The organism is Pseudomonas sp. UW4 (assembly GCF_000316175.1).
In the GTDB taxonomy this organism is placed as follows: domain Bacteria; phylum Pseudomonadota; class Gammaproteobacteria; order Pseudomonadales; family Pseudomonadaceae; genus Aquipseudomonas; species Aquipseudomonas laurylsulfatiphila.
The window spans coordinates 392,432-402,978 of record NC_019670.1 but is presented as its reverse complement, the minus strand read 5'-3'; the positions used below and the strand labels follow the sequence as shown (position 1 = coordinate 402,978).

The 10,547-nt window shown below is 61.5% G+C and carries 6 protein-coding genes; 1 reads left to right on the top strand and 5 read right to left on the bottom strand.

The genetic code is table 11. The features are described 5' to 3' along the window. Positions 1–23: 23 nt before the first annotated feature. Both PPUTUW4_RS01820 and PPUTUW4_RS01815 read right to left on the bottom strand, forming a co-directional pair. Positions 24–239: a DUF6124 family protein gene (locus tag PPUTUW4_RS01820; RefSeq protein WP_015093148.1), complete on the bottom strand. Its 216-nt coding sequence runs from the start codon at positions 237–239 to the stop codon at positions 24–26. A 502-nt stretch (positions 240–741) separates the two neighbouring features. After that, entirely contained in the window at positions 742–1,644 is a 903-nt protein-coding gene (locus tag PPUTUW4_RS01815; protein WP_015093147.1) for a LysR family transcriptional regulator, read from the bottom strand. A 118-nt stretch (positions 1,645–1,762) separates the two neighbouring features. Here PPUTUW4_RS01815 and PPUTUW4_RS01810 point away from each other — a divergent pair, with 118 nt between their 5' ends. Then, positions 1,763–3,037 carry an MFS transporter gene (locus tag PPUTUW4_RS01810; RefSeq protein WP_015093146.1) on the top strand — a complete coding sequence of 425 codons (1,275 nt, stop codon included), beginning with the start codon at positions 1,763–1,765 and terminating at the stop codon, positions 3,035–3,037. Between the two features lie 149 nt (positions 3,038–3,186). Here PPUTUW4_RS01810 and hemE read toward each other — a convergent pair whose 3' ends face one another. From hemE to gltB, 3 genes are all read right to left on the bottom strand, one after another. Next, positions 3,187–4,254 carry a uroporphyrinogen decarboxylase gene (hemE, locus tag PPUTUW4_RS01805; protein WP_015093145.1) on the bottom strand — a complete coding sequence of 356 codons (1,068 nt, stop codon included), beginning with the start codon at positions 4,252–4,254 and terminating at the stop codon, positions 3,187–3,189. 255 nt (positions 4,255–4,509) lie between these two features. Continuing rightward, positions 4,510–5,928, bottom strand: a complete 1,419-nt coding sequence (locus tag PPUTUW4_RS01800) for an FAD-dependent oxidoreductase (protein WP_007975602.1) — start codon at positions 5,926–5,928, stop codon at positions 4,510–4,512. 32 nt (positions 5,929–5,960) lie between these two features. Continuing rightward, positions 5,961–10,406, bottom strand: coding sequence for a glutamate synthase large subunit (gene gltB / locus PPUTUW4_RS01795; RefSeq protein ID WP_015093144.1), 4,446 nt, complete (start codon positions 10,404–10,406; stop codon positions 5,961–5,963). Positions 10,407–10,547: the final 141 nt, after the last annotated feature.

The window sequence follows — 10,547 nt, the reverse complement described above, 5'->3', positions numbered from 1 at the left end:
AGGGTTCTCGCCTTCCCGGACGATCACGGTGGGTCGAGGTTATCCAATACCCGATTCACCGCCATTTCCCCCAGCATGATCGACTGCTGGATGCCCAGCAGGGTGTGGCCCTGCGATCCCTTCAGGTCTCTGGCGAAATCACTCGCCATGACGCTTGCCGAGGCCAGCGACACGCAGGCGTATTCCAGCAGGGTGCGGTTGTCGATGTCGGGGGCGATGAGGAAGATTGTACTGGTCATGATTCAGCGTCCTGAAAGTGGGCGGCCACGCCGAATCGTTGCTGATCATAAGGGTGGCAGCTGTACGCAGGTTAGCAGACCGGGCAAAGCGTAAACCGGCGCGCCCTAAGGCGCCCTGCGCACAGCTACCGTCAAGGGCAGGTATGGACATACCTGCCTATCAGGAGCGCAAATGCGCTACGGTTTGCTACGGGCTGCTAAACCCGATCACTGACCATCAGTGACCCGGATCAAGCTACCGATGGCCCGCAAAGCGCACAAGCCGGCGGATTCTGGAGTAGTTGTAGGCAGCGCCGCAAGGCGCTGTAGCCTGTCCGAGGGATTTCGGAAATGTCCCACGGCCGGTGGTGAAGCTTCCTGCTGGCTTGGGATACTGTTGGTGTTTTTGCGGACGCCTTCGCGGGCAAGCCCGCTCCCACAGGGTTTCCCGGCGCTACCAAGATTGTGTTCACAACGCTGCCCCCTGTGGGAGCGAGCTTGCTCGCGATTGACGGCGCAGCCGTCACGGCTTCAGTGGCTCAACCTTCCTCGTCAGCAGCTCAACAAACGCCTTGGCCATCGCCGACTTCTGATCCTTGCGCTGCACCAGCCAAACCGCCGAAACCGCCGCCGGATCCAGCAACGGGCGATAAACCACACCATCAATACGCATCCGCTGATAAGACGCCGGCAACACCGACACACCGAGCCCCGCCGCCACCAGCCCGATGATGGTCATCGCCTCCCCAGCCTCCTGGGCGAAGTGCGGGCTGAAACCGGAATCCCGGGCCAGGCTGAGCAGCTGCGCATACAGGCCACTGCCATAGCTGCGTGGAAAAAACACAAAGGGCTCAAGCGCCAGGGCTGACAGAAACAGCCCCTCTTCGCTGCCCTCTACCAACGGATGCTTGGAGCTGAGCACCGCGACCAGCGGCTCACGCATCAGCTCGACCACGCTGAGGCAGTCCGGCAGCCCGAGCGGGCGCATGATGCCGACCTCAATCGACTCGTCCACCAGCGCATCGGCCACCTGGGTGCTGCTCATTTCCCGCAGGTTCAGGTGCACCGCCGGGAAGCGCTGGCGAAAAGAGAAAATAGCCTGGGGAATGGTCGAGTTGAACGGGGCCGACGAGGTGAAGCCAATCTTCAATTCACCCAACTCACCCAGTTGCGCCCGTCGCGCGACATCCGCCGCTTTGTCGACCTGCGCCAGCACCAGCCGTGCCTCTTCCAGAAACAACCGACCGGCCTCGCTCAGCTCGACCCGACGATTGGTACGCTCGAACAGCCGCGCGCCGACTTCCTGTTCCAGTGCCTGGATCTGCTGGCTCAGCGGCGGTTGGGAGATGCCCAGCACCTGTGCGGCGCGGCCGAAGTGCAGTTCTTCGGCGACGGCGATGAAGTAGCGCAGATGACGCAATTCCATGAAAACCCCATTAGGTCGTAAAAGCTATCAAACAGGTCGAACAATATATTGGATTGAATCATTAGCCAGCTATATGCTTTTTTCATTGCCTGACCGGCTGCGTCCTCCGAGGTCCCCCGTGAAAACTGCTGTCGCCCCACTCGCCCATGAAGTTCCTCCCGCCGCAAAGGACGCTATCGCCGTTGAGCTGGCAGAGATCTACATCGAAAAAGGCACGCCAGCGTTCATGCGCACGGTGCTGGCACTGTTCTGCGGCGGCTTCGCGACCTTCGCCCTGCTGTATTGCGTGCAACCGATGATGCCGCTGCTGTCCGACGAATATTCCATCAACGCGGCGCAAAGCAGCCTGATCCTCTCTGTCGCCACCGGCATGCTCGCTTTCGGCTTGCTGATCACGGGGCCGATCTCCGACCGCGTCGGGCGCAAACCGGTGATGGTCGCCGCGCTGTTCGCCGCCGCCCTGTGCACCCTTGCCAGCGCCATGTTGCCGAGCTGGCACGCGGTGCTGGCGATGCGGGCGCTGGTGGGCCTGTCATTGAGCGGGCTGGCGGCGGTCGCCATGACCTACCTGAGCGAAGAGATCCATCCGCAGCACATCGGCCTGGCCATGGGGCTGTACATCGGCGGCAACGCGATTGGCGGGATGAGCGGGCGCTTGATCACCGGGGTACTGATCGACTTCGTCAGTTGGCACACGGCAATGCTGGTGATCGGCGGCCTGGCCCTGATTGCGGCGGCGGTGTTCTGGAAAATCCTCCCCGAATCGCGCAACTTCCGTTCCCGCTCGCTGCACCCGCGCAGCCTGCTCGACGGCTTCACCATGCACTTTCGCGATGCCGGCTTGCCGCTGCTGTTCCTCGAGGCCTTTGTGCTGATGGGGGCGTTCGTCACGCTGTTCAACTACATCGGCTATCGCCTGCTGGCCGAGCCGTATCACATGGAACAGGCGTTCGTCGGGATGCTCTCGGTGGTGTACCTGTCGGGTATCTACAGCTCGGCGAAAATCGGTGCCCTGGCCGACAAGCTCGGTCGACGCAAGATGCTCTGGAGCACCATTGCACTGATGATCGCCGGCCTGGCCCTGACGATGTTCACACCGCTGTCGCTGGTGATCATCGGCATGCTGGTGTTCACCTTCGGCTTCTTCGGTGCCCATTCGGTGGCCAGCAGCTGGATCGGCCGCCGCGCCACCAAGGCCAAGGGCCAGGCGTCGTCGCTCTACCTGTTCAGCTACTACGCCGGGTCGAGCATTGCCGGTACGGCGGGTGGCGTGTTCTGGCATCTGGGTGGCTGGAACGGGATCGGGCTGTTCATCGGCACGCTGCTGGTGATTGCGCTACTGATCGCGCTGAAGCTGGCGAAGCTGCCGCCATTAGGCGGTGTAAAAGCTTGAAGCCACTTTTTCCTGCTATCCACATGTAACTGTGGGAGCGAGCTTGCTCGCGATAAGGGCTTTACATTCAACATTTCTGTTGACTGATCGACCGCTATCGCGAGCAAGCTCGCTCCCACAGAAAAGCCGAGGGTTTTGTCAGATCACGATCACTCGTGATACTGCGCCGACAGCTCATGTACCGCACGCAGGAACGCACCGGCGTGTTCCGGATCGACTTCAGGCGTAATGCCATGACCGAGGTTGAACACGTGGCCGCTGCCCTTGCCGTAACTGGCGAGGATGCGCCCGACTTCAGCGCGAATGGCTTGCGGTTTGGCGTAGAGCACGGTCGGGTCCATGTTGCCTTGCAGCGCGACTTTGTCGCCAACACGGGCACGGGCGTTGCCGATGTCGCAGGTCCAGTCCAGGCCCAATGCATCAGCACCGGCATCGGCGATGCTTTCCAGCCACAGGCCGCCGTTTTTGGTGAACAGGATGACCGGCACCTTGCGGCCTTCATGCTCGCGGATCAGGCCGCTGACGATTTTGCGCATGTAGGCCAGGGAGAACTCCTGGTACGCCGCTGCCGACAGGTTGCCGCCCCAGGTATCGAAGATCTGCACCGCTTGCGCACCAGCCATGATCTGGCCGTTGAGGTAGCTGGTGACTGATTGCGCAAGCTTGTCCAGCAACAGGTGCATGGCTTGCGGGTTGTCGTACAGCATGGCCTTGGTCTTGCGGAAGTCTTTCGACGAGCCGCCTTCGACCATGTAGGTCGCCAGGGTCCATGGGCTGCCGGAGAAACCGATCAACGGTACACGACCGTTCAGTTCACGGCGGATGGTACTGACTGCGTCCATCACGTAGCCGAGGTCTTTCTGCGGATCGGGAATCGGCAGGGCTTCGATGTCGGCCAGGGTGCTGACGACTTTCTTGAAGCGCGGACCTTCGCCGGTTTCGAAGTACAGGCCCTGGCCCATGGCGTCGGGGATGGTCAGGATGTCGGAGAAGAGGATCGCCGCGTCCAGTTGTGGATAGCGGTCGAGCGGCTGCATCGTGACTTCGCAAGCGAACGCCGGGTTCATGCACAGGCTCATGAAGTCGCCGGCCTTGGCGCGGCTGGCGCGGTATTCAGGCAGGTAGCGACCGGCCTGACGCATCATCCACACGGGGGTGACGTCTACGGGTTGCTTGAGCAGGGCGCGCAGGAAACGGTCGTTCTTCAGGGCAGTCATGTCGGCATCCGGAAAAAAAGTGCGGGCATTTTCTCAGAGCCGGGCGCAAAAGGCACGGATGCAGGTCAGCCTTTTGTCTATCGGGTCAATTTGTCGCGGTGGAATGCAGCCTTCGCAACACCAAGAAACAACTGTGGGAGCGAGCTTGCTCGCGATGGCGGCATCACATTCAACATTTCTGTCGACTGATCCACCGCTATCGCGAGCAAGCTCGCTCCCACAGGGGGTATTGCATTTGGCTCTGGGTTGGGGGGGTTATACCCCCAGGTAATCCAGGATCCCTTCGGCGGCATTACGGCCTTCGAAGATCGCCGTCACCACCAGGTCCGAACCGCGCACCATGTCGCCACCGGCGAAGATTTTCGGGTTGCTGGTCTGGTGCTTGTACTGGCCTTGCTCCGGAGCCACAACGCGGCCCTGGCTGTCGGTCTGGATCTCGAACTGCTCGAACCACGGCGCCGGGCTAGGGCGGAAACCGAAGGCGATGACCACGGCGTCGGCCGGGATGATCTCCTCGGAACCCGGGATCGGCTCGGGGCTGCGACGGCCACGGGCGTCCGGCTCGCCGAGACGGGTCTCGACCACTTTCACGCCTTCGACCTTGTCTTCACCGACGATTGCAATCGGCTGGCGGTTGTAGAGGAACTTCACGCCTTCTTCCTTGGCGTTCTTCACCTCTTTGCGCGAGCCCGGCATGTTCGCTTCGTCACGACGATAAGCACAGGTCACCGACTTGGCGCCCTGGCGGATCGACGTACGGTTGCAGTCCATCGCCGTGTCGCCACCGCCCAGTACCACGACCTTCTTGCCTTTCATGTCGACGAAATCTTCCGGCGACTTTTCAAAGCCCAGGTTGCGGTTGACGTTGGCGATCAGGAAGTCCAGCGCGTCGTACACCCCCGGCAGGTCTTCACCGGCGAAACCGCCCTTCATGTAGGTGTAGGTGCCCATGCCCATGAATACCGCATCGTATTCTTCGAGCAGTTGCTCCATGGTCACGTCCTTGCCCACCTCGGTGTTGAGGCGGAACTCGATGCCCATGCCGGTGAAGACTTCGCGACGATTGCTCAACACGGTCTTTTCCAGCTTGAACTCGGGGATGCCGAAGGTCAGCAGGCCGCCGATTTCCGGGTTCTTGTCGAACACCACCGGGGTCACGCCGCCGCGCACCAGCACGTCGGCACAGCCCAGGCCCGCAGGCCCGGCACCGATGATCGCGACACGCTTGCCGGTCGGCTTGACCTTGGACATGTCCGGGCGCCAGCCCATGGCGAACGCGGTGTCGGTGATGTACTTCTCCACCGAACCGATGGTCACCGCGCCGAAGCCGTCGTTGAGGGTGCAGGCACCCTCGCACAGACGATCCTGCGGGCACACCCGGCCGCAGACTTCCGGCAAGGTGTTGGTCTGGTGCGACAACTCGGCGGCCTGGAGGATGTTGCCCTCGGCCACCAGTTTCAGCCAGTTGGGAATGAAGTTGTGCACCGGGCACTTCCATTCGCAATACGGGTTACCGCAACCCAGGCAGCGGTGGGCCTGGTCGGCCGACTGCTGGGGCTTGAAGGGTTCGTAGATTTCCACGAACTCTTTCTTGCGTTGACGCAACAGTTTCTTCTTCGGATCCTTGCGCCCGACCTCGATGAACTGGAAGTCATTATTCAGACGTTCAGCCATTTTAAAACCTCATCAAACTCTTCAGGCGCATATCACTGCGGGTTGGCACGGGTGCTGGAAAGCAACGATTTCAGGCTGGCAGCCTTGGGCTTGACCAGCCAGAAACGGCGCACGTAATCATCGAGGTTCTCGGCGAGTTCACGACCCCACTCGCTGTCGGTCTCCTCGACGTACTCGTTCAGCACGCGCTGCAGGTGGCTACGGTAGGCTTCCATCGCCTCGCCGCTGATCCGCTGGATTTCCACCAGTTCGTGGTTGACCCGGTCAACGAAACTGTTGTCCTGGTCGAGCACATAGGCGAAACCACCGGTCATGCCAGAGCCGAAGTTATAACCGGTCTTGCCCAACACGCAGACGAAACCACCGGTCATGTACTCGCAGCAGTGATCGCCAGTGCCTTCCACCACGGTGTGGGCACCGGAGTTACGCACGGCGAAGCGCTCGCCCGCGGTGCCAGCGGCGAACAGCTTGCCGCCGGTAGCGCCGTACAGGCAGGTGTTGCCGATGATGGCACTGTCCTGGGTGCGGTAGACGCTGCCCTTCGGCGGCACGATCACCAGCTTGCCGCCGGTCATGCCCTTGCCGACGTAGTCGTTGGCGTCGCCTTCCAGATACATGTTCAGGCCGCCGGCGTTCCACACACCGAAACTCTGGCCCGCGGTGCCCTTGAAGCGGAAGGTGATTGGCGCATTGGCCATGCCCTGGTTGCCGTGCTTGCGCGCGATTTCGCCGGAGATCCGTGCACCAATGGAACGGTCGCAGTTGCAGATATCCAGGGCGAATTCAGCGCCGCTCAGGTCGTTGATCGCCGAGGTAGCCATGTCGACCATTTTCTCGGCCAGCAGGCCTTTGTCGAACGGCGGGTTGCGGTCTACGCCACAGAACTGCGGTTTGTCCGCCGGCACGTGGTCGCTGCCCAGCAACGGAGTCAGGTCGAGGTGATGCTGCTTGGCGGTCTGGCCTTCGAGGACTTCCAGCAGATCGGTACGGCCGATCAGCTCCTCGAGGGAACGCACGCCCAGCTTGGCCAGCCACTCACGGGTTTCTTCGGCGACGTAGGTGAAGAAGTTCACCACCATGTCGACGGTACCGATGTAGTGATCCTTGCGCAGTTTTTCGTTCTGAGTCGCAACGCCGGTGGCGCAGTTGTTCAGGTGGCAGATGCGCAGGTATTTGCAGCCCAGGGCGATCATCGGCGCGGTGCCGAAGCCGAAGCTTTCAGCGCCGAGGATGGCCGCCTTGATCACGTCGAGGCCGGTTTTCAGGCCCCCGTCGGTCTGCACCCGGACTTTGCCGCGCAGGTCGTTGCCGCGCAGGGTCTGGTGGGTTTCGGCCAGGCCGAGCTCCCACGGAGCGCCCGCGTATTTGATCGAAGTCAGCGGCGATGCACCGGTACCACCGTCGTAGCCGGAGATGGTGATCAAGTCCGCGTAGGCCTTGGCCACACCGGCAGCGATGGTGCCGACGCCCGCTTCCGCTACCAGCTTCACCGAGACCAATGCCTTCGGGTTGACTTGTTTCAGGTCAAAAATCAGCTGCGACAAGTCTTCGATCGAGTAGATGTCGTGGTGCGGTGGAGGCGAGATCAGGGTCACGCCCGGCACTGCGTAACGCAGCTTGGCGATCAGACCGTTCACTTTACCGCCCGGCAGTTGACCGCCCTCGCCCGGCTTGGCGCCTTGGGCGACCTTGATCTGCAGCACTTCAGCGTTGACCAGGTATTCCGGAGTCACACCGAATCGGCCAGTGGCAACCTGCTTGATTTTCGAGCTCTTGATGGTGCCGTAGCGCGCCGGGTCTTCGCCGCCTTCGCCGGAGTTGGAACGCGCACCGAGGCGGTTCATGGCTTCGGCCAGGGCTTCGTGAGCTTCCGGCGACAGGGCGCCCAGGGAGATACCGGCGGAGTCGAAGCGTTTGAGCACCGATTCCAGCGGTTCGATCTCGCTCATATCCAACGGGGTGTCGAGGGTTTTGACTTTCAGCAGGTCGCGGATCATCGACACCGGGCGGTTGTCCACCAGCGAGGTGTATTCCTTGAACTTGCTGTAGTCGCCCTGCTGCACAGCGGCCTGCAGGGTGTTGACCACGTCCGGGTTGTACGCGTGATATTCGCCACCGTGGACGAACTTCAGCAGGCCGCCTTGCTGGATCGGCTTGCGCGGACTCCAGGCTTCGGTGGCCAGGGCCTTCTGCTCGGCTTCGATGTCGACGAAACGCGCACCCTTGATGCGACTCGGCACGCCACGGAAGCTCAGGTTGCAGACTTCCTCGGACAGGCCGATGGCCTCGAACAGCTGCGCACCGCGGTACGAAGTAATGGTCGAGATGCCCATCTTCGACAGGATCTTCAGCAGGCCCTTGGTGATGCCTTTACGGTAGTTCTTGAACACCTCATAGAGGTCGCCCAGTACTTCACCGGTACGGATCAGGTCACCCAGCACTTCATAAGCCAGGAACGGATAAACGGCAGAGGCACCGAAACCGATCAACACGGCGAAGTGATGCGGATCGCGAGCGGTCGCGGTTTCCACCAGGATGTTGGAGTCGCAGCGCAGGCCTTTTTCGGTCAGGCGGTGGTGCACCGCACCGGTGGCGAGCGAAGCGTGGATCGGCAACTTGCCCGGGGCGATGTGACGGTCACTCAGCACAACCTGGGTACGACCGGCGCGCACGGCTTCTTCGGCCTGATCGGCGACGTTGCGGATGGCCGCTTCGAGGCCGACGCTTTCGTCGTAGTTCAGATCGATGATCGCGCGCTCGAAGCCCGGACGATCGAGGTTCATCAGCGAGCGCCACTTGGCCGGGGAAATGACCGGCGAGCTGAGGATCACGCGCGAGGCGTGTTCCGGCGACTCCTGGAAAATGTTGCGCTCGGCACCGAGGCAGATCTCCAGCGACATGACGATGGCTTCGCGCAGCGGGTCGATCGGCGGGTTGGTGACCTGCGCGAACTGCTGGCGGAAATAGTCGTACGGCGTGCGCACGCGCTGGGACAGCACGGCCATCGGCGTATCGTCGCCCATCGAGCCCACGGCTTCGTAGCCTTGTTCGCCGAGCGGACGCAGCACCTGGTCGCGCTCTTCGAACGTGACCTGGTACATCTTCATGTATTGCTTGAGCTGATCGACGTCGTAGAACGCCGAACCGTGGTCGTTGTCTTCCATGGTCGCCTGGATGCGCAGGGCATTCTTGCGCAGCCATTGCTTGTACGGATGACGGGACTTCAGACGGTTGTCGATCGCATCGGTGTCGAGGATCTGGCCGGTTTCGGTGTCCACGGCAAAGATCTGGCCCGGGCCTACGCGGCCCTTGGCGATCACATCTTCAGGCTGGTAGTTCCAGACACCGATTTCCGAGGCCAGGGTGATGAAACCGTTCTTGGTGGTGACCCAACGTGCCGGACGCAGACCGTTACGGTCGAGCAGGCACACCGCGTAGCGGCCGTCGGTCATTACCACGCCGGCCGGGCCGTCCCACGGTTCCATGTGCATCGAGTTGTATTCGTAGAACGCACGCAGGTCCGGGTCCATGGTCTCGACGTTCTGCCACGCCGGCGGAATGATCATCCGCACGCCACGGAACAGGTCGATGCCGCCGGTGACCATCAGCTCCAGCATGTTGTCCATGCTCGAGGAGTCCGAACCCACGCGGTTGACCAGCGGGCCGAGCTCTTCCAGGTCCATCAGGTCGTTGGTGAACTTGGTGCGACGGGCCACGGCCCAGTTGCGGTTGCCGGTGATGGTGTTGATCTCGCCGTTGTGCGCCAGGAAGCGGAACGGTTGAGCCAGCGGCCATTTCGGCAGGGTGTTGGTGGAGAAGCGCTGGTGGAACACGCAAATCGAAGTTTGCAGGCGCTCATCGCTCAGGTCCGGATAGAAGGCGGTCAAGTCCGCCGGCATCATCAGGCCTTTGTAAATGATGGTCTTGTGCGAAAAGCTGCAGACGTAGTGGTCGGTGTCGGCGGCGTTGGCCACGGACGAGCGACGACGGGAGGTGAACAGCTTGACGGCCATGTCCTGGTCGCTCAGGCCTTCGCCGCCGATGAACACTTGCTCGATTTGCGGCAGGCGCTCAAGGGCCAGCCGGCCGAGGACGCTGGTGTCGATCGGCACTTTGCGCCAGCCGACCAGTTGCAGGCCGGCGGCCAGGATCTCGCGGTTCATGTTCTCGCGAGCGGCTTCGGCTTTGACCGGGTCCTGGTTGAAGAAGACCATGCCCACCGCATATTGCTTGGGCATTTCGACGCCGAAGGTTTCCTGGGCGATGGCTCGCAGGAACACGTCCGGCTTTTGAATCAGCAGACCGCAACCGTCACCGGTCTTGCCGTCGGCATTAATCCCACCGCGGTGGGTCATGCAGGTCAGGGCCTCGATGGCCGTTTGCAAAAGGGTATGACTGGGCTCGCCCTGCATATGGGCTATCAGGCCGAAACCGCAGTTATCCTTGAATTCATCTGGTTGGTACAGACCTGCTTTCATAGACACTTTCTCACCAGGCTGCCTCTGATCGAGGCAAATTTCTTTTCAATTCAACCACTTGCCATCCACGCCGAACGTACGCCAGCTTTGCGGGGACAAAAGGGAGGTCATTGTACACACCGACACTTGGCCTCACAAATT